Annotated in this window: 13 protein-coding genes and 2 pseudogenes; 7 read left to right on the forward strand and 8 right to left on the reverse strand. The window is 60.8% G+C overall.

Going from position 1 to position 19,805, the window contains the following annotated elements; translation table 11 throughout:
• Positions 1-170 precede the first annotated feature (170 nt).
• Complete coding sequence (locus AC1DWG_RS11335) at positions 171-941, forward strand: ParA family protein (protein ID WP_477752135.1); 771 nt, start codon at positions 171-173, stop codon at positions 939-941.
• A 93-nt stretch (positions 942-1,034) separates the two neighbouring features.
• Here AC1DWG_RS11335 and trxC read toward each other — a convergent pair whose 3' ends face one another.
• A complete protein-coding gene (gene trxC, locus AC1DWG_RS11340) occupies positions 1,035-1,469 on the reverse strand; it encodes a thioredoxin TrxC (protein WP_477764439.1) in 435 nt (144 codons plus the stop codon).
• 194 nt (positions 1,470-1,663) lie between these two features.
• Here trxC and AC1DWG_RS11345 point away from each other — a divergent pair, with 194 nt between their 5' ends.
• Entirely contained in the window at positions 1,664-1,960 is a 297-nt protein-coding gene (locus tag AC1DWG_RS11345; RefSeq protein WP_477764440.1) for a type II toxin-antitoxin system HigB family toxin, read from the forward strand.
• Positions 1,957-2,358 carry a helix-turn-helix domain-containing protein gene (locus AC1DWG_RS11350; protein WP_477764441.1) on the forward strand — a complete coding sequence of 134 codons (402 nt, stop codon included), beginning with the start codon at positions 1,957-1,959 and terminating at the stop codon, positions 2,356-2,358. Before AC1DWG_RS11345 ends, AC1DWG_RS11350 begins: the two co-directional genes overlap by 4 nt.
• A 6-nt stretch (positions 2,359-2,364) precedes the next feature.
• Here AC1DWG_RS11350 and selO read toward each other — a convergent pair whose 3' ends face one another.
• The 5 genes and pseudogenes from selO to AC1DWG_RS11375 form a co-directional block, all read right to left on the reverse strand.
• Positions 2,365-3,828 (reverse strand): protein adenylyltransferase SelO, encoded by a 1,464-nt coding sequence (gene selO / locus AC1DWG_RS11355; RefSeq protein ID WP_477764442.1) that lies wholly within the window; start codon positions 3,826-3,828, stop codon positions 2,365-2,367.
• Positions 3,829-3,876: 48 nt separating this feature from the next.
• Entirely contained in the window at positions 3,877-7,245 is a 3,369-nt protein-coding gene (gene mscK, locus AC1DWG_RS11360; RefSeq protein ID WP_477764443.1) for a mechanosensitive channel MscK, read from the reverse strand.
• A 34-nt stretch (positions 7,246-7,279) separates the two neighbouring features.
• Entirely contained in the window at positions 7,280-9,022 is a 1,743-nt protein-coding gene (locus AC1DWG_RS11365) for a potassium/proton antiporter (RefSeq protein ID WP_477764444.1), read from the reverse strand.
• A 198-nt stretch (positions 9,023-9,220) separates the two neighbouring features.
• Positions 9,221-10,093, reverse strand: coding sequence for a methyl-accepting chemotaxis protein (locus tag AC1DWG_RS11370; protein WP_477759728.1), 873 nt, complete (start codon positions 10,091-10,093; stop codon positions 9,221-9,223).
• Positions 10,076-10,846 (reverse strand): annotated as a pseudogene (locus AC1DWG_RS11375) (MCP four helix bundle domain-containing protein); the annotation flags it as partial. The gene AC1DWG_RS11370 and the pseudogene AC1DWG_RS11375, both read right to left, overlap by 18 nt.
• Before the next feature lie 274 nt (positions 10,847-11,120).
• Between AC1DWG_RS11375 and AC1DWG_RS11380 the strand changes: the two are divergent.
• The 4 genes and pseudogenes from AC1DWG_RS11380 to AC1DWG_RS11395 all read left to right on the forward strand — a co-directional run bounded on the left by AC1DWG_RS11380 (position 11,121) and on the right by AC1DWG_RS11395 (position 13,667).
• Entirely contained in the window at positions 11,121-11,330 is a 210-nt protein-coding gene (locus AC1DWG_RS11380; protein WP_095943263.1) for a hypothetical protein, read from the forward strand.
• The gene (locus AC1DWG_RS11385; RefSeq protein ID WP_007981180.1) at positions 11,327-11,629 is read left to right on the forward strand and encodes a cell division protein ZapA; all 303 of its coding nucleotides are present in this window, start codon (positions 11,327-11,329) and stop codon (positions 11,627-11,629) included. The genes AC1DWG_RS11380 and AC1DWG_RS11385 overlap by 4 nt, the downstream gene beginning before the upstream one ends.
• 145 nt (positions 11,630-11,774) lie before the next feature.
• Positions 11,775-12,803 (forward strand): annotated as a pseudogene (locus AC1DWG_RS11390) (HAMP domain-containing protein); the annotation flags it as partial.
• A 132-nt stretch (positions 12,804-12,935) separates the two neighbouring features.
• Positions 12,936-13,667, forward strand: a complete 732-nt coding sequence (locus tag AC1DWG_RS11395; protein WP_477759729.1) for a methyl-accepting chemotaxis protein — start codon at positions 12,936-12,938, stop codon at positions 13,665-13,667.
• A 64-nt stretch (positions 13,668-13,731) separates the two neighbouring features.
• On the opposite strand, the gene AC1DWG_RS11400 is transcribed toward AC1DWG_RS11395, so the two are convergent.
• Complete coding sequence (locus AC1DWG_RS11400; RefSeq protein WP_477787808.1) at positions 13,732-15,534, reverse strand: acyl-CoA dehydrogenase; 1,803 nt, start codon at positions 15,532-15,534, stop codon at positions 13,732-13,734.
• Positions 15,535-15,714: 180 nt separating this feature from the next.
• The gene (gene putA / locus AC1DWG_RS11405; protein WP_477764446.1) at positions 15,715-19,665 is read right to left on the reverse strand and encodes a trifunctional transcriptional regulator/proline dehydrogenase/L-glutamate gamma-semialdehyde dehydrogenase; all 3,951 of its coding nucleotides are present in this window, start codon (positions 19,663-19,665) and stop codon (positions 15,715-15,717) included.
• Positions 19,666-19,805: the final 140 nt, after the last annotated feature.

The raw sequence follows: 19,805 nt of genomic DNA on the forward strand, positions 1-19,805 counted from the left end.
CACAAGGTTTTTTGCTCCGTCTGTCGGTTCTGGCGTCGAATCACCGAGCCGTTCAGGGCTTTTCAAGCAAGAGAAGGCAACTGACTGTGTAGTCCCTGTGCCGACAAGGTAGCGAAGCAACGCGGTGGACCACTACACTCGGTCATTCTTTGGTACACGGAGGTTTTGACATGCGGCGCGTGGTGTTCAATCAGAAAGGTGGCGTTGGCAAATCCAGCATTGCCTGTAATCTGGCGGCGGTCAGTGCCAGCGAGGGTTTTCGCACCTTGTTGGTGGATCTCGATGCCCAAGCCAACTCCACTCAATACCTGACGGGGCTCACCGGTAACGATATCCCGATGGGCATCGCCGACTTCTTCAAGCAGACGCTGTCTTCCGGGCCGTTCTCCAAAAAGAATCAGGTCGACATCTACGAAACCCCGTTCGATAACCTCCATGTCATTACCGCCACCGCCGAGCTGGCGGACTTGCAGCCAAAGCTTGAGGCCAAGCACAAGATCAACAAGCTGCGTAAGTTGCTTGAAGAACTGGGCGAAGACTATGACCGGATTTACCTCGATACTCCGCCCGCGCTGAATTTCTATGCGGTTTCAGCGTTGATTGCCGCCGATCGTGTGTTGATTCCCTTCGATTGCGACAGTTTTTCACGCCAGGCACTGTACGGCCTGATGGCCGAAATCGAAGAGTTGAAGGACGACCATAACGAAGGCCTGGAAGTCGAAGGCATCGTCGTCAACCAGTTCCAGGCCCGCGCCAGCCTGCCCCAGCAAATCCTCGACGAACTGATCGCCGAAGGCCTGCCGGTGTTGCCGGTGTACCTGGCCAGCTCGGTACGCATGCGCGAATCCCACCAGGCCAACACGCCGCTGATCCATCTCGACCCGCGGCACAAGCTGACCCAGCAATTCGTTGAGCTGCACAACTTGCTGGAAAACGCCTGAAGATCAAAAGATCGCAGCCTGCGGCAGCTCCTACAGATTGGGCGCTGATGTCCTTGTAGGAGCTGTCGCAGGCTGCGATCTTTCCGGGCTGTCTCAGATCCCCTGGCTACGCAACCAGCCCATCAGTTGCGGTAACGGGAAAGCCCCGCTCTGCCGGGCGACTTCCCGGCCGTTCTTGAACAGGATCAGGCTCGGAATCGAGCGAATCCCCAATTGCGCCGACAACTGCTGGTTCGCCTCGCTGTCCAGTTTGGCCAGCCGACACTTGCCCTCCAGTTGCCCGGCTGCCTGCTCGAACACCGGCGCAAACGACTTGCACGGCCCGCACCAGTCCGCCCACACGTCCACCAGCAGCGGCAGATCGCCCTTGATCTGGCTGGCGTAGTCGCCTTGCTTCAATTCAAACGGCTTGTTCAGCAGGACTTCGGCCTTGCAGCGACCGCATTTTGGATGATCGTCGAGACGCGTGGCGGGAATGCGGTTGAGGCCGTTGCAGTGGGGGCAGGGGATGTGGAGTGGGTCGGTCATGAGCGATATCCAATGGGAAGCTGATAACACCTAGTTGGAGACGTTTGCTCATGTTTTCAATCGCGCAGTGTCGGGCGATGAAACCAGGCTGGGTCGTGCCGAGCCACACCGCTGGTCTGTCAAGGATTATCGCAACTTGCGATATTTTTGATCTGTGATTAACCCACCATAGCAAAATGCGATAAGGATGTTGCATGCATGTTCTCACCGAAAAAAGAGTACGTGAAGCCAAGGCCAAATGGCCAATGGCAGCCAACGCGCTGGATCATTGGTATCAATTAGCCAAAGGAAGCAAACCGCCGGATTTTGCGGCGATGAGAGCCACATTCCCTGCTGTCGACAAGGTAGGTGAGTTTCACGTTTTCGATATTGGTGGCAACAAGTTGCGGCTGATAGCTTTTGTCAGATATCGATCGCAAAAGCTTTATATCAAGCATGGGCTGGATCACCGCGAATATGACCGCGGCAAATGGAAGGAGGAAAGAGCATGAGTGTCCTGATCAAAAGAGCTGCCGAGCACTGGGAGTTCGTCTCACCGCTGCTTCGAAAGCCGCAAAGCGAAGATGACTATGACCTGCTGGCGCATGCGCTGGACGAGTTGCTCGAGATGACCGGCGATGATGAGTCCCACCCGCTGATGAGTCTGGTGGATATCATCGGTGACTGGATTGAGGAGTGGGACCATAAGCATCACCCGATGCCGAAGCCTGGCGGGGTCGAGGTTCTTGGCTACTTGATGCGTGAACACGGCCTGAGTCAGAGTGACCTGCCTGGCATCGGCCCTCAGTCTGTGGTTTCCGAGATTCTGAGTGGCAAGCGCCAGCTCAACCTGCGACAGATCCGCTGGCTGGCCGAGCGCTTTGGTGTGTCGGCAGAGGTCTTTATCTGACTCGCCTCACGACGAACAACTGATCTCCAGATGCTTGCCCCACTCCGGTGGTCGCTCGGCATAACTTTCCATCCCCGGTTGTTCCACGAACGGATTGCTCAGCACCGCGTGCAGTCGGCGGACTTCCGAGTAGTCGCCGTTCTGCGCCGCCTCGATGGCCTTTTGCGCCAGGTAGTTGCGCAGGATGTACAGCGGGTTGACCGCGTGCATCCGCTGGCTGCGCTGATGTTGATCAAGCGTGCCTTCACGGGCCACCCGGGCGACGTAGAGTTCGCCCCAGGCATCAAAGCCCTTGAGGTCGACGAAGTCGTCACGCAAGCGGGTGATGGCCTGTTGCGGTGCTTCATCACCCAGGCGACGGAAAAACAGGCTGTAGTCGACGCCGCTGTTTTGCATCAGTTGCAGCAGGCCCTCCAGCAACTTCTGGTCGTCGTCTTCAGCAGTGGTCAGGCCGAGGCGGCGGCGCATCAGGTCCAGGTAATGGGCCTGGAACAGCGGCAGGTACAGGCCGAGGGTTTCGCGCAGGGCTTCGACGCTGATGAACGGCGTCAGGGCCTGGGCCAACGCGCTGAGGTTCCACTGGCCTATCGGCACCTGGTTGCTGAAGGAGTAGCGGCCCTGGTCGTCGGAGTGATTGCAGATGAAGTTGGCGTCGAAGTCGTCGAGGAAGGCGAACGGGCCGAAGTCGAAAGTAATCCCGAGGATCGACATGTTGTCGGTGTTCATCACCCCGTGGCAGAAGCCATAGGCCTGCCATTTGGCGATCAGTTCGGCATTGCGCTCGACTACTTCGCGGAACATCGCCAGGTACGGCTCTGGTTGTTCCAGGCACTCCGGGAAGTGCATGGCCAGCACGTGATCACCCAGCTCTTTCTGCTGCTCCGGGCGCTTGGTGTAGTAGAAATATTCGAAGTGCCCGAAGCGCACATGGCTCGGCGCCAGGCGCAGGACCATGGCCGCGCGCTCCTGCTTTTCGCGCCACACCGGGGTGTCGGAGCCGATCACGCACAGGGCGCGGGTGGTCGGGATGTTCAGGGCATTCAGGGCTTCGGACGCGAGGAATTCGCGGATCGACGAACGCAGCACCGCCCGGCCGTCGCCCATGCGTGAAAACGGTGTCTGGCCGGCGCCCTTGAGGTGCAGGTCCCAGTGTTCGCCGGCCTCGTTGTACACCTCGCCAAGCAACAGGCCGCGACCGTCGCCCAGTTGCGGGTTGTAGGCACCGAACTGATGCCCGGAATAGACCATCGCCCTTGGGATCGCGTCGGCCCAGAGCTTGTGGCCGCTGAACAGTTCGGCGAACTCCGGGGTTTCGGCCACGGCCGGATCGAGGTCCAGCAGCGCCATGGCGGCGGGGCTGGCCACGACCAGGCGCGGATTATCGATGGGCTCGGGCAGCACATGGGCGGAAAACGCATCGCCCAGGCGGTCGAAACGGTTATCGAAAGTGAGTTCGTCGAGGGCTTTCAAGGGCCGGCTCCAGCAGAATGTCCGAGCATTCTGCTGGGGAATGGCTGGTTAGTCGAGTTCGGCGGCGGGCGGCTCTTTCGGTGGCTTGCCATCGACCAGTGGCACGATGGTCTTCGCTTCCGGCTCGATCGGCACCATCTTGTATTCCTGGCCGTGGAGGTTCTTGAGGTAGACCTCCATCTGCCGGAACGAGATGTTGATGTGCTGCTTCTTGAACTCGCGGTTGATGAAGCGGTTGACCTCGTCGAGTACCGGGTTGCGGTCGCCGAGGTCGCGCACGTGCATGCGCAACTCGTGGTCGAGGGTGCTTTCGCCGAAATTCAGGAAGTACACGTGTGGCTCCGGGTCTTTCAGGACGCGCGGGTTATCGCGCGCGGCCTTGAGCAACAGCTCTTTCACCAGGTCCAGGTCCGAGCCGTAGTCGACACCGAGCTTGAGGGTCACCCGGGTGATGGTGTCGGTCAGCGACCAGTTGATCAGTTGCCCGGTAATGAACGTCTTGTTCGGGACAATGATGTCCTTGCGGTCGAAGTCGGTGATGGTCGTGGCACGGATGCGGATCTTGCTTACGGTCCCCGACAGGTTGCCGATGGTGATGGTGTCACCGATCCGCACCGGGCGTTCGAACAGGATCATGATGCCGGAAATGAAGTTGGCGAAGATCTCCTGCATGCCGAAACCGAGACCGACCGACAGTGCCGCCACCAGCCATTGCAACTTGTCCCAGCTTACGCCGAGGGTCGACAGCGTCGAGACGAAACCGACGCCGGCGATCACGTAGGACAGCAATGTGGTGGTCGCGTAGGCGCTGCCCTGGGCCAGGTTGAGTTTCGACAGCACGAACACTTCCAGCAGACCGGGCAGGTTGCGCGCCAGGGCGAAGGTGATACCGATGATGATCAGCGCGCCGAGCATGTCGCCGATGCTGATCGGCACCATGCTCATATTAGCGCCGGTGCCGCTGGTGTATTCGTAGAGCGTGACATTGTCCAGGTACGAGAACACCGTGATCAGGTCGGCCCAGACCCAATACAGTGCCGCCATGAAGCCGCCGAGCAATGCCAGGCGGATCAGGCGCAGGGACTGTTCGTTGACCTTCTCGATGTCCATCGTCGGTTCTTCGATAACCGCTTCGCCATCGCTGGCTTCTTTTGCGGCCAGTCGTTTGGCCAGGGCGCGTTGGTAGGCCAGCCGCCGGGCCGCGACACTAAGGCCGCGCACGAACGTGGCTTCGATCACCAGCCAGAACATCAGCAGGTACAGGGTGTTGATCAAGCGGTCGCTGAGCTTCAGCGCGGTGTAGTAGTAGCCGAAGCACACCGCCACGAACAGCGCGACGGGCAGGGCGGTGAACAAGATCCCCACGAACTTGCGGAACAGCGAGGCGTTCTCGTGGGTCGGGCTGCTGATGAGCAAGCGGCTGAGCAGCAAGGTCATCAAGGCGTAGCAGGTGAGCACCACCGGCATGCCGATCACGTCATCGGCCAGCGCCGCCGGTTGCTGTTCGGCAACGGCGACTACGGTCACCAGTGCCATCACCACTATGCCGAGGCGGCGGATCCATCTGCGCAGGAATTCCACCTGGGGCTTTTCCCAGCGGAAATGCAGTTCTGCCACACCACCCGGTGCGAGGATCCGGTAGGCGGTGTAGAACACCAGCCAGGCCCCGGCCATTTGCAGCAGCGCCGCGCCCATATTGGCGTTCTGCCCACGGGCGTCGATTCGCAGGGCCAGCCCGCACAAGGCGAGGCCCAGGGAAACCGGCATCGCCAGCAGAATATTGATCAGAATCGCCTGCGGCGTGTGCCACTGGCTATCGCGTTTGAAGTGACCGATGTCCTGGTGAACCTTGTTCAGTCGCGCGTACAGATTCTTGCGCCGCCACAGCAGTGCGCCGATCAGCAGGGCCAGCGGCAGGAACAGCAGCGGGCGCTGGGTCAGGCCGTCGGTCAGTTCGCTCAGGCTTGAAAGAACCGGTAGTGAATCGAGTTGCCGCTGGAGGCGATCCGGCACACTGCTGATCCACTCCAGCTCCAGCGGCTTGTTGCTGGGAATCCAGAACATTTGCTCATCGAGCGTCGCCCGCAGGCTTTGCGCCGTGCTGAGCAGTTGTTTCTGGTTCAGTTGCAGGGTGATGGATTCATTGAGCACCGCGCTCAGTTCGCGATTGAGGCGTTCCAGCAGGTCGGTGCGGGTGGTGGCCAGCTCCATCAGGCTTTTGCGCAGTTGTGGCGTGACTTGCTCGGGCGGCTGGGTCGACAGCAGGTTTTCGACATAGGTGGTCGGATTGCTCAGCAACTCCCGTTGCTGGCTGACTTCGAATTGGTACAGGCGTATGTCGGCGATCTGGTCGGCCAGGTTGCGGTCGAGCCGCAGGCGCGGCAACGCCTGTTTCTGTTTGTAGAGAATCTTCGAGAGCAGCAGGCTGCCTTTGAGCACGTTGATTTGCTCGTCCAGGGCCGAGTCGCTCTGGGTCAGGCTGTCCAGCTGTTGCTTGGTCTGCAGGTTTTGCTGGGTGACTTCGTTGAGACGGTCGGTGCTTTTGAGCAGGTAGTCCGAAAGTTTCAGGTTGGTCGCGCTTTCGGTGGCCAGCAGGCTGCTGCCGCCGGCCTTCTGCGCTTCGATGGATTGCTGGGTGACCGTTTCCTGGGACAACGCCAGACGCTTCTGGTTGATCAGGGTTTGCAGTTCCTGGATTTCCCGATCCAGGCGGTCGGATCGCTCCGACAACAGGTCGTGCTGGCTGTTGCCGAGGTCCTGCAATTGGGTATTGCCGGCCAGTTCCTGGCGCCGTAGCGGGATCAGCGCGTTCAGCGCTGCAAGCTCGGCATTGAGCTGGTCGCGCTGCTCGGCGCTCAAGGCCTTGCCGCCGTCCTTGCCGTTCTTGAGGATGGTATTGATCTGCTGAATGCGCGTCTGGCTGCTGGAGATCTCCGCCTGGGCGCGCTCGGGGCGGGTCTGGGCGGTGATGATCAGGCTGTTGGCATCGGCCAGGGCTTTTTGCAGGTCGCTTTGCTGGGTGGAACGCTCGGTGAGCATTTGCTCAAGCTGCTGGATCGGTTCTTTGGCGAATCGCTGCGCCACCGGCACCACGTTACTGGCTTTGAGGCGGGTCAGTTCCCGCTGGTTCTCGACGGTCTGTTTGGGCGCATTGTTCAATTGCTGCTTGAGCGCGGTCAGTTTCTGCTCGTAGTCACGCTTGTTGTTGAGCTGGTTCAGCGTGCTTTGCAGGACGGTTTGCAGGGCCTTCTGATCGGCTTCCGGCAGTTTGCGGTCGGCGATCTTGTCCAGGCTCGCCTGCACGGCTTCGCTGGAGGGTGGTTCGGCCGCTTGCGCCGCTTGCGATAAACCAAGGGGGCCGACAGAGAGACTCAAGCCCAAAAGGGCAATGGCGAAAATGGAGCGCAGGTTAGGCATAAAGACCGGTCAAGCAAGTGATAGTGGAAGCAGTTTAGAGGAAGAGTCCGGGACCCGGGCGACTTCCTTCGGGGAATCTGACGCCCACTTTGCCGATCTTGTTCCCGTCCATGACCGCCACGGTCCAGATGGTGTTGTTCCATTCAACCTGGTCACCCACCACCGGCGCGCCGCCGACCTTATGGGCAATGAAGTGGCCCAGGGACATGTCCGGATCGATGCCTTCGACCTTCAGGCCATAGAGGGCCGCAACCGCGGCCAGCTGGGCGTCTCCTTCGAGTACGAAGTCGCCGAAGAAGCGCAGATCGAGGCCCCGTTGTGGCGCCTGGCTGAAGAGTTTTCCGAGGGCCGGCAGGTTGTGTTCATGGCCGATAACACACAGCAAATCATCGACTTCGAGCACCGTACTACCCGACGGATGGAGCAATTGTTGGCCACGAAACAGGGCGGCGATACGGGTGCCTTCGGGCATTTTCAGCTCGCGCAGGGGCGAGCCGATGCACCATTTTTCCGCGCCGAGGCGATAGACGAACAGCTCCCACTCGCTGGTGACGTGCACTTCCAGGGCCGAGCGGGAGATGGGTGCAGGCTCCGGGGGCACCGTCACCTTCAGCAGCTTGGCGACCCACGGCAGGCTCGTGCCCTGAACCAGCAGCGACACCAGCACGATAAAGAACGCGAGGTTGAAGTAGAGCTGGGCGTTGGGCAGGCCGGCCATCAGCGGGAACACCGCGAGAATGATCGGGACCGCGCCGCGCAGGCCGACCCAGGAAATGAACGCTTTTTCGCGACCATGGAACGCCTTGAACGGCAACAGGCCAACCATCACTGAGAGTGGCCGGGCAAACAGAATCATCCACAGCGCCAGGGCCAGTGCCGGCAAGGCGATAGGCAGCAGGTCGTGAGGCGTCACCAGCAGCCCCAGCACCAGGAACATGCCGATTTGCGCCAGCCAGGCCATGCCGTCGAGCATGTGCAAAATACCGTGGCGGCTGCGCACCGGGCGGTTGCCAATCATCAATCCACACAGGTACACGGCGAGGAAGCCGCTGCCGTGCAGGGCGTTGGTCAGGGCAAACACCACCAGGCCACCGGCGATGACCAGAATCGGATACAGGCCGGTGGCCAGGTTGATGCGGTTGACCAGTTGCAGCATGAGCCAGCCGCCGCCCAGGCCGATGACGCCACCGATGCCGAATTCGCGCAACAGGTGGGTCAGCAGGCTCCAGTGCAGGCCGGTCTGGCCGCTGGCGAGCATGTCGATCAGGGTAACGGTGAGGAACACCGCCATCGGGTCGTTGCTGCCGGATTCGATTTCAAGGCTGGCGGTTACCCGTTCGTTCAGGCCTTTACCGCCCAATAGCGAGAACACCGCCGCGGCATCGGTGGAGCCGACGATGGCGCCGATCAGCAGGCCCTGGATCAGGTTCAGGTTGAACAGCCATGCGGCCGCCATGCCGGTCAGCCCGGTGGTAATCAACACGCCGACCGTGGCCAGCGAGAGCGCCGGCCATAACGCCACGCGAAAACTCGACACCCGGGTGCGCAGGCCACCGTCGAGCAGGATCACCGCCAGCGCGAGGTTACCGACCAGATAGGCCGTGGGGTAGTTATCAAAAAGAATGCCGGCGCCATCGACACCGGCCGCCATGCCGACGGCCAGGATAATCACCAGAATCGGGATGCCGAGACGGGACGAAAGTGAGCTCACCAGAATGCTCGCACCTACCAGCAACGCGCCGATCAAGAACAGGCTGTTGATGGTCGTCGCATTCAAAGGCAGTACTCCAGAAAGCTGAAAGGCGGGCGCAAACTGACCATGCAGTCTGCGTGCCAGCGATTCTAACCTGTTGAAATGTGATGCTGTCAAAAAGCTTTTGCTGCTCAAAAGATCGCAGCCTGCGGCAGCTCCTACACAGGGATGTGTGTTTTCCTGTAGGAGCTGCCGCAGGCTGCGATCTTTTTGCTTTATAGCTTAAAGGCTAAACCGCCCAACCAGTGTGTTCAGGTCCACCGCCAGGCGCGACAGCTCATTGCTCGCCGCACTCGTCTGATTTGCCCCGGTGGCCGACTGCACCGACAGGTCACGAATGTTCACCAGGTTGCGATCCACTTCACGGGCCACCTGCGCCTGTTCTTCGGCGGCGCTGGCGATCACCAGGTTGCGTTCGTTGATTTCGACGATGGCGCTGTTGATGGTGTCCAGCGACATTCCGGCGCCGCGGGCGATGTTCAGGGTCGATTCGGCGCGTTCGGTGCTGTTGCGCATCGAATCCACCGCGTGCTCGGTACCGCTCTGGATGCTGCCGATCATGCGTTCGATCTCGCTGGTCGACTGCTGGGTGCGGTGGGCCAGGGCACGAACCTCGTCGGCCACTACGGCGAAACCACGACCGGCCTCACCGGCGCGTGCGGCCTCGATGGCGGCGTTCAAGGCCAGCAGGTTGGTCTGGTCGGCCAGGCCACGGATCACATCCAGCACCTTGCCGATGTCGCGGGACTCGTTGGCCAGGTCGCCGATCAGGGTGGCGGTGCTCTGCACGTCGGCGCTCATGCGTTCGATGGCGCTCACGGTTTCCTGTACCAGGTCACGGCCGTCGCCGGCAGATGTGGTGGCGTTCTTCGACGCCTCGGACGTGCTGACCGCGTTGCGCGCGACTTCTTCCACGGCGCTGGTCATTTCGTTGACCGCCGTGGCGGCCTGTTCGATTTCGTTGTTCTGTTGGGTCAGGCCTCGGGCGCTTTCGTCAGTAACGCTGTTGAGTTCTTCGGCAGCGGACGCCAGCTGCGTGGCCGAGCCGGAAATGCGCTGCAGCGTGTCACGCAGCTTGTCCTGCATCTTCGACATGGCCAGCAGCAAGCGGCCGGCTTCGTCTTTGCCGTCGACGTTGATCGGGCGCGTCAGGTTGCCTTCGGCAATCTGTTCGGCGGCGCTCAGGGCGTTGGCTATCGGTTGGGTGATGCTGTTGGTCAGCAACCAGGCGAACAGCAACGTCAGGGCGGTGGCGATCACCAACAGGGTGATCACCAGGTTGAACGCCGAATCATACTGATCGGCTGCCTGCTGGTTAGTGTCGTGGCTCTGCTGGGTGTTGATCTCCAGCAGGCGGTTCAACACGGCGTTGATCGCTTCGGAGTTGTTGAGCAAATCGGTGTTGAGCAAGCTGCGCAGTTCGTCGACCTGATTGTTGCGCGACAGGGTCTTCATCCGGTCTTCGATCTGGCGGTACTGACCCAGCAGCTGTACGTATTGATCGTAGGCCGCACGTTCCTGCGGGCTGGCGATCAGCTTTTCGTAGGTCGCCTGGGCGGCGCGAATCTGCTGGTTACGCGTCTCCAGCAATTCCACGGTTTTCTGCTGCACGTCAGGCTCGCGATTCACCAGCAAACGGTAGGACAGCACGCGCAGGCGCAAGGTGAGCTGGGTGAACTCGTCCAGGCTCTTGATGCTCGGCACACTGTTGTTGGTGATGTTTTCGGCGGCGCCGCGGATCTTGCTCATCTGATTCAAGGAAAACACCCCCAGAACCATCATCAAGCCGCCGATCAGGGCAAAGCTGAGGAACGCCCGAGGGGCGATATTCATATTACGAAGGGACATGGCGATCACCGAAAAGAGCGCATCCGTGCGGGGCTGAGGCTGCTGTATGGATGACTTATCGGTCGCCTGGCTGAAGTCTTGAGCCCCCCGTGTTTTAGCCGGTTGCACCTTGTGGCGACGAAGTGCAGGAACCAGATTGGCCAATCACAGTCTTTAAAACTCGCGAGGAAGGTCGCCCGTCAGCAAAATCAAGGCTTTGCGCCTGTATAACCCTGGCATCCAGGGTGACTTTTCTTTATCGTACGCGCCCTTTGAAAAAGCCCGGAAAATCAAAATGTTGGAAGCATCCCTAAGCCAATTGGAACAACTGGTCAGCGACCTGGTGCAACAGAACCAGAACCTGACCGCGGAACTGGCCCAGGCCAAAGATGAAAACGAAAGCCTGCAACTGAGCCTGATGGAACACGAAGAGAAGCAAGGCGCCACGGCGGCTCGCATTCAGGCCCTGGTTGAACGCGTCAGCGCAGGTCCTGTCAGCGCATGAGTTACAACGCCGCAGGGGTAAAAGTCGTCTCGATCCTGGGAGAGGACTATTCGATCAAGGCACCGGCCGGGGAAGAACAGACCCTGCTGGACGCCGCGATGATGTTGAAGGCAGCCCTGGCCGAAACCAAGAGGAAGTACCCGACGCTGATCGGTGACCGCCTGCTGGTGCTGGCGGCGATGAATCTGTGCTCCCAGCAGATCGAAATGCAGAAACAGCACAAGCTCGAACTCGACCGTTACCAAGAGCAAGTCAGCGCCACGGTTGAAGTGATCTCCAAGACGATCAATCAGGCCTGATCGGCTTTGCGCACAACCAAAGAATAAATTGTCGTTTGGCTTGTATACAATCGGCACGGCTGTTGCAGTGTTTCAGCCTCTTATTCTTTGGGGGTGCTCCATGCAGTTCTGGCGACGCAGTATTCAATGGCAGTTGATCCTGAGTATGGGCAGCGCCTTGCTGGTCAGTATTCTGATCGTGGTTGGCATCTATACCCTGGTGGTTAACCGCCTCGCCCAGAGCTATCTGGTCGAGCAAGCCTTGCCGTCGAGCATCGAAGCGATGCGCAACGACATCGAACGCATCCTTGTCCAACCGCTCACCGCCGCCAAGGACATCGCCAGCAACAGCATGGTGCGCGACTGGCTGGCTGGGGGGGAAGACCGTGCCCAGGCCGGCACGTTCACTACCTATCTCGAAGGTGTTCGCGCCGAGCACAAGGCCTTTACCGCGATTATTGTCGGCACCACGTCCAACCATTACTTCACCGAAAAAGGCCTGGACCGCACCCTCAGTCGTTCCAATCCGAAAGATGCCTGGTTCTACTCGTTCCTCGACAGCAACCAGCCGCGCACTCTCAACATCGATAACGACACGGCCACCGGAGAATTGGCGCTTTTCATCGACTTCAAAGTCGAGCAGGCCGGTAAAGTCGTGGGCGTTGCCGGGTTGGGCCTGAGTATGAAAGAGCTGTCGGAGCTGATCCACAACTTCAGCTTCGGTGAGCGCGGCAAGGTCTATCTCGTGCGTTCCGACGGTTTGATCCAGGTCCATCCCGAGGCGCAATTGAGTGGCAAACGAACTTTGACCGAGCAGATTGGTGCTACGGCGGCACAATCGGTGATGAGTCAAAAAGCTGCCACCAGCAGCGGCTTCCAGCGTGACGGTGAAGACTTCCTCGCGTTAAGCCTGCCATTACGTGATCTCGGCTGGACCCTGGTGGCCGAAGTGCCGCAATCACAGATTTACGCCGAAGCCCGCCGCGCCATGTGGATGAGCAGTGGCATCGGCCTGGCGGTGGCGATTGTGTGCCTGCTGCTGGTGGTGTTGCTGGCCCGTGGGTTGGTACGACCGATTCGTCAGGTAACAGCGGCACTGGTGGCCATCGGTAGCGGTGGTGGCGATTTGACCCAGCGGTTAGATTCCAGCCGCGCCGATGAGCTGGGCGATCTGGCTCGCGGTTTCAATCGGTTCCTGGATAGCCAGCGCGACATGATCGGCGAAGTACTGACCACCAGCGAACGATTGCGTACGGCTGTGGGGCAAGTGGCCAGAGTTGTGGACAACACCGCCGAACGCTCCGGCCGCCAGCAGGAAATGACCGACATGGTCGCCACTGCGGTTCACGAAATGGGTCTGACCGTTCAGGAAATCGCCCAAAACGCCGGCAATGCGGCGGTCGCGTCGCAAACGGCTCGGGATGAGGCGATGCAGGCACGGGAAGTGGTGGGTGGCTCGATCCGGCATATTGAAAGCATGTCCGACGAAATCGGCGTCGCCGCCAGCGCTGTGGGTGAATTGGCGCATCAGGTGGCGTCGATCGATCAGGTGCTGGCGGTGATTCGCGGGATTTCCGAGCAGACCAACCTGCTGGCGCTCAACGCCGCTATCGAAGCGGCGCGAGCCGGAGACATGGGGCGTGGATTTGCCGTGGTGGCCGATGAAGTGCGCACCCTGGCGCGGCGCACTCAAGCCTCCACCGATGAAATCCAGCAGATGATCGGCAGCCTCAAGCAAGGTGCAGAAAACGCGGTGTCGTCGATGCATTCCGGGCAGGCCGCGACCGGCACGGGTGTCGAGTCGAGCCAGCGTACCGGGGCTTCGTTGACCGCGATTACCGGGCAAGTGGAACGCATCAGCGATATGAATCATCAGGTGGCGACGGCGACGGAAGAACAATCGGCGGTGACCGAAGAAATCAATCGTAACGTGCAGGGGATTTCCGATCTGGCGCGGGCGACGGCGGGGGAGGTCAGGGCTTGTCGGGATGATTGTCAGACGTTGCAGCGGTTGGCGGATGATCTGGCGCGGCAGATGGGTGGGTTTCGGTTGAATTAAAAGATCAAAAGATCGTCCGAAGGCTGCGATCTTTTTTGTGGCCGTTACGCCAATCTATACCTGATCAGAACCACTCATCCTGCATCCCCAGGCACACATCATCCCGTGCCTCGAGAATCTCCAGCTCATGGTGGCAACCCGGCACTTCCCACGTCAGGAAGTACCGCGCCGCCTGCAGCTTGCCTTTATAGAAGCTCACATCCGCCGCATTACCCTTGGCCAGGCCTTCCTCGGCACGAATCGCCTGTTCCAGCCAGCGCCAACCAATCACCGTGTGCCCAAACACCTTCAGGTACAGCGCCGAGTTCGCCAGGCTGCTGTTGACCTTGCCTTGTGCCAGATCAGTCAGCAGGCCGATGGTCACGGTTTGCAGGCGCGCCACCAGCTTTTCCAGAGGTTCGCGCAGCGACGTCAGCGACTCAAACGCCTGGGCGCGCTCGGCGGTGTCGGCGATCAGGCGAATCAGCTGCTTGAGCCCCGCACCGCCGTTCTGCGCCAGTTTGCGGCCCAGCAGGTCCAGCGACTGAATGCCGTGGGTGCCTTCGTGGATCGGGTTCAGGCGGTTATCGCGGTAGTACTGTTCCACCGGGTATTCGCGAGTGTAGCCGTGGCCGCCGAGGATCTGGATCGCCAGTTCGTTGGCCTTCAGGCAGAACTCCGATGGCCAGGATTTGACGATTGGCGTCAGCAGGTCCAGCAATTCATGGGCCTGCTTGCGTTCGCCTTCGGTCGCAAGCGTCGTGGTGTCATCGAACAGCCGGGCCGCGTACAGGCCGAGGTCGAACGAGCCTTCGACGTAGGCCTTCTGCGTCAGCAGCATGCGTTTGACGTCGGCGTGCTGAATGATCGCCACCGGCGCGGTGTTCGGGTCCTTGCTGTCCGGCACGCGGCCCTGCGGGCGCTCGCGGGCGTATTCCAGCGAATACAGATAGCCCGCGTAACCAAGCATCACGGCACCCATGCCGACGCCAATCCGCGCTTCGTTCATCATCTGGAACATGTAGCTCAAGCCCTGGTGCGGCTTGCCCACCAGATAGCCGACGCATTCGCCGTTATCGCCGAAATTCAGCGCCGTGGACGTGGTGCCACGCCAGCCCATCTTGTGGAATAGCCCGGCCAGCAACACGTCATTGCGCTTGCCGAGGCTGCCATCATCGTTGACCAGGAACTTGGACACGATGAACAGCGAAATTCCCTTCACCCCGGCCGGCGCGTCCGGCAGCTTGGCGAGCACCATGTGCACGATGTTTTCCGACAGCGGATGATCGCCACCGGAGATAAAGATCTTGTTGCCTTTGAGGCGATAGGTGCCGTCGGACGCCGGCTCTGCGCGGGTACGAATATCCGACAGCGACGAGCCCGCGTGGGGTTCGGTCAGGGCCATGGTGCCGAAGAAACGGCCGTCGATCATCGGTTGCAGGAAGCGGCGCTTCTGCTCTTCGGTGCCGAAGCTTTCGATCAGGTTGGCCGCGCCCATGGTCAGGAACGGGTACGACGTCGAAGCAGCATTGGCCGATTGAAAGTGCGCGAAGCAGGCCTGGGACAGCAGCGTAGGAAGCTGCATGCCGCCGGCGTCGAAACTGCGCGCGGCGTTGAGGAAACCGGCTTCGAGGAAGGCATCCACCGCCGGTTTCACTTCCGGAATCAGAATCGCCTGACCGTTTTCATAGCGCGGCTCGTTCTCGTCGCCCTTGCGGTTGTGCGGGGCGAAGAACTTCTCGGCGATGCTGCGGGCGGTGCCAATGGCCGCATCGAAGGTTTCGCGGTTGTGCTCGGCGAAACGCTCACGCTGGGTCAGGCCCTCGGCATCAAGGACTTCATACAGCTCGAAAGCCAGATTGCGGGAACTGAGCAACGTCTCGGACATGGCGGCCTACCTTTTATTGGAGTGGGCCGAGTCTAGGCTTGGGAATAAAGACTGAACAGGATGATTGATGTGCGTGATACAGAAGCAAAAGATCGTCCGAACGCGGCCCGAGCCTTCGGACGATCTTTTGATCTTGCTTTTAAAGCTCGGGCAGCCGTAACTGCCCGGTCGTGTTGCGGTTTAGCCAATCGTCATCAGACTGGCATTACCACCCGCCGCAGCCGTGTTAACGCTCAACGCCCGCTCGATCACCAGGCGTTCCAGCGCAATGTTGGTTTCGCCTTGCGACAGACCCTGGACACCGACGATGGCGCCGGCACGCTTGGCAACCTGCTGGCACACCGCACGCAACTGGTCGGAGTGGCCGTGATGCACAACCGCATCAAACACCACTTCGTCCTTGTTCCAGTCGGAAACCAGCTTGATGCGCGCCTGAATGTCCTTCGGCAGGCGTGCGAACAAGGCCTTGGTCAAGTCAGCTTCCGGCCACACCGCTGAACCACCGACAGCCAGTACCGCCGCCAGTTGGGTCAGCAGATCGCCTTCGACTTCCGCCAGGCAAAGTACGTGCTCGCGCGGCAAGATCGCATAGCTATTGCGCTCGCCGGTCGGGCCGGCCAGGACACGGGTGATGCCACTTTGCGATTGCGCGGCGAACTGCACGCACAGGGTGCTCAGGTCGGCGAACTTGTGGCTGTCGGCCCAGGCTTTCAGGGCGGTCAGCGGCTTGCTCATGGCGTCGCGCAGACGAACGTCCGGTGCTGCGGCAGCATCGCCGCGAGCGAAGGATTGTTCGATCGCATCCGCAGGACGCGTCGACAGCAGGCGGTACAGGTACAGCGGGCCACCGGCTTTCGGGCCGGTACCCGACAAGCCTTCGCCGCCGAATGGCTGCACGCCGACCACGGCACCCACAATGTTGCGGTTGACGTAGACGTTACCGGCGTTGACGTTGTCGATCACCTTGGCGATGGTTTCGTCGATGCGGGTGTGAACGCCCAGCGTCAGGCCGTAGCCGGAAGCGTTGATCTGGCCGATCAGTTGATCGATGTCTTTGCGCTTGTAGCGAACCACGTGCAGCACCGGGCCGAAGATCTCCCGCTGCAACTCGTCGAAGCTTTCAAGTTCGATCAGCGTCGGCATCACGAAGGTGCCGCGTTTGACTTCTTCGGCGTCGGCGATGGCCACCTGGTACACGCTGCGACCTTTGTCGCGCATGGCCTGGATGTGCTTCTCGATGCCAGCCTTGGCTTCGGCGTCGATCACCGGGCCGATGTCCACGGACAGGCGCTCAGGGTTGCCGAGACGGCTTTCCGCCATGGCACCTTTGAGCATTTCGATGACGCGATCAGCGGAATCTTCCTGCAGGCACAGGACGCGCAGGGCCGAGCAACGCTGGCCGGCGCTGTCGAACGCCGACGAAACCACGTCGATCACCACCTGTTCGGTCAGTGCCGAAGAGTCGACGATCATTGCGTTCTGGCCACCGGTTTCGGCGATCAGCGGGATCGGACGACCCTGGCTGTCCAGGCGGCCGGCGATGTTGCGTTGCAGCAAGCGCGCGACTTCGGTGGAGCCGGTGAACATCACGCCTTTGACGCGTTCGTCGCCGACCAGGCCGGCACCGACGGTTTCACCGCGACCCGGCAGCAATTGCAGTACGCCTTCCGGAATCCCTGCTTCGAGCAGCAGGCGCACGGCTTGAGCGGCGACCAGCGGAGTCTGTTCCGCAGGCTTGGCCAATACCGGGTTACCAGCGGCCAACGCAGCAGCCACTTGGCCACTGAAGATTGCCAGCGGGAAGTTCCACGGGCTGATGCACACCACTGGGCCCAGCGGACGGTGAGCGTCATTGGTGAAGTCGTTGCGCGCCTGCACCGCGTAATAACGCAGGAAGTCCACGGCTTCACGCACTTCGGCAATGGCGTTGGCGAAGGTCTTGCCGGCTTCGCGAGCCAGCAGGCCCATCAGCGGCTGGATCTCGGCTTCCATCAGATCGGCGGCACGTTCCAGGATCGCGGCGCGTTCGGCGGGCGGGGTGGCCTGCCAGATCGGCGCAGCGTTCAGGGCGCACTGGATCGCGTTGTCGACGTCTTCGACGGTCGCTTCCTGCACATGGCCGACCACATCACGCAGATCGGACGGGTTCAGCACCGGTGCCGGCGCTTCGGTGCTGGAGGCGCAACCGAGCATCGGCGCCGCTTTCCAGTGGTTGTGTGCGGTAGCAAGAAGCGCGCAGGACAGGGACGCCAAACGATGTTCGTTGGCCATGTCGATGCCGCTGGAGTTGGCGCGCTCGGAACCGTACAGGTCACGCGGCAGCGGAATGCGCGGGTGTGGCAGGCCGAAACCACCTTCCACGGTCGCCATCTGCTCGATGCTTGCCACCGGATCGGCCACCAGTTCCTGGATCGAAATCGACTGGTCGGCAATGCGGTTGACGAACGAGGTGTTCGCGCCGTTCTCCAGCAGGCGACGCACCAGGTAAGCCAGCAGGGTTTCGTGGGTGCCGACCGGAGCGTACACACGGCACGGACGGTTCAGCTTGCCTTCGGAAACTTTGCCTACAACTTGTTCGTACAGCGGTTCACCCATGCCGTGCAGGCACTGGAACTCGTACTGGCCCGGGTAATAGTTCTGACCAGCGATGTGATAAATGGCCGACAGGGTGTGGGCGTTGTGCGTAGCGAACTGCGGGTAGATGACTTCCGGCACCGACAGCAGTTTGCGGGCGCAAGCGATGTAGGACACGTCGGTGTACACCTTGCGGGTGTAGACCGGGTAGCCTTCCAGGCCTTCGACCTGGGCGCGCTTGATTTCGCTGTCCCAGTACGCGCCTTTCACCAGGCGGATCATCAGGCGATGACGGCTGCGGCGAGCCAGGTCGATCACGTAGTCGATCACGTACGGGCAACGCTTCTGGTAAGCCTGGATCACGAAACCGATACCGTTCCAGCCAGTCAGTTGCGGCTCGAAGCACAGGCGCTCGAGCAGATCCAGCGACAGCTCGAGGCGGTCGGCTTCTTCGGCGTCGATGTTCAGGCCGATGTCGTATTGCTTGGCCAGCAGGGTCAGCGACAGCAGGCGCGGGTACAGCTCTTCCATCACGCGCTCGTACTGCGCACGGCTATAGCGCGGGTGCAGGGCGGACAGCTTGATCGAAATGCCCGGGCCTTCATAAATCCCGCGACCGTGGGAGGCTTTGCCGATCGAGTGGATGGCTTGTTCGTACGAGGCCAGGTACTTCTGCGCGTCGTGCTCGGTGAGTGCGGCTTCACCCAGCATGTCGTAGGAATAACGGAAGCCTTTGGCTTCGAACTTGCTCGCGTTGGCCAGGGCTTCGGCGATGGTTTCGCCGGTCACGAACTGCTCGCCCATCAGGCGCATGGCCATGTCGACGCCCTTGCGGATCATCGGCTCGCCGCTCTTGCCGATGATGCGGCTCAGGGACGACGTCAAACCAGCTTCGTTGTGGGTCGACACCAGTTTGCCGGTCAGCAGCAAGCCCCAGGTGGCGGCGTTGACGAACAACGACGGGCTGTTGCCCAGGTGTGGCTGCCAGTTGCCGGTGCTGATCTTGTCGCGGATCAGCGCATCGCGGGTGCCTTTGTCCGGGATGCGCAGCAGCGCTTCGGCCAGGCACATCAGCGCCACGCCTTCCTGGGACGACAGGGAGAACTCCTGCAGCAGGCCCTGAACGATGCCGGCACGGCCGCCAGCGCTCTTCTGGTTGCGCAGTTTTTCAGCAATCGAGGCGGCGAGTTTGTTGGTGGCGTCGCACATCGGTGCCGGCAGGCGCGCCTGCTCGATCAGCATCGGCACGACTTCCGGCTCAGGGCGACGGTAGGCGGCGGTGATCGAGGCACGCAGTACCGATTGCGGCAGGATGCTTTCGGCGAATTCGAGGAAGCACTGGTGGGCGTGATCCAGAGGCGCGTCGACGCTGTCGTCGGAGTCCTTGGTCAAACCGCTCAGCTCGGTCAGGGTTGCACCACCCTCGAGTTTTTCCAGGTAATTGAAGATTGCCTGCTTGATCAGCCAGTGCGGCGTGCGATCAATCGAGGTCGCGGCGGCCTTGAGGCGTTCGCGGGTCGGGTCGTCAAGTTTGACCCCAAGGGTGGTGGTAGCCATGTTTGTATCCTCATGTTTGCCACGACTGCGTGGCATCAGCTGGCGGCAAGATTAGCCGTGAGACTGTCGAGGTGCAACCGGGTGCAACCCTTTTTTTTGTCGGAATATTACGCAGCTCGTCAGGAAATAAATTCTGGTAA

It is taken from the genome of Pseudomonas sp. P4_B3 (assembly GCF_056402295.1).